This is a genomic window from Shewanella sp. MBTL60-112-B2, assembly GCF_019655055.1.
Taxonomy (GTDB): domain Bacteria; phylum Pseudomonadota; class Gammaproteobacteria; order Enterobacterales; family Shewanellaceae; genus Shewanella.
Window position 1 is genome coordinate 1 of sequence record NZ_BPFA01000080.1, and the last position, 755, is coordinate 755.

The window sequence follows — 755 nt, forward strand, 5'->3', positions numbered from 1 at the left end:
GGCCTACCGACTCTGGGCACCGTCACCCTCGCTGATGGTACTGCGATCACCAATGGCATGCTCTTAACCGCTGGCCAATTAGAAGGCTTGCAGTACGATGCGCCTGCCGACTATGACAGCGGCGATGCCGTGGGTAACTTCACCTACAGCGTCAATGACGGCACTGTCACTGAAAACGGCAGCGTGGCAATCACGGTCAACCCAATCAACGATGCGCCACTCGTCGACAGCAATAGCATCAATGTCAATGAAGAGACGCAAAATACGTCTTTAGGCCTCAGCGCACCAACCGATGCTGATGGCGATAACCTCACCATTACGGTCACTGGCCTACCGACTCTGGGCACCGTCACCCTCGCTGATGGTACTGCGATCACCAATGGCATGCTCTTAACCGCTGGCCAATTAGAAGGCTTGCAGTACGATGCGCCTGCCGACTATGACAGCGGCGATGCCGTGGGTAACTTCACCTACAGCGTCAATGACGGCACTGTCACTGAAAACGGCAGCGTGGCAATCACGGTCAACCCAATCAACGATGCGCCACTCGTCGACAGCAATAGCATCAATGTCAATGAAGAGACGCAAAATACGTCTTTAGGCCTCAGCGCACCAACCGATGCTGATGGCGATAACCTCACCATTACGGTCACTGGCCTACCGACTCTGGGCACCGTCACCCTCGCTGATGGTACTGCGATCACCAATGGCATGCTCTTAACCGCTGGCCAATTAGAAGGCTTGCAGTACGATGC

At 55.1% G+C, this 755-nt stretch carries 1 protein-coding gene; it reads left to right on the top strand.

Annotated features, from left to right (window positions below):
• Positions 1–755, top strand: a 755-nt coding sequence (locus tag K5Q73_RS21280) for an Ig-like domain-containing protein (RefSeq protein WP_259655244.1), incomplete at both ends; no start/stop codon positions are given.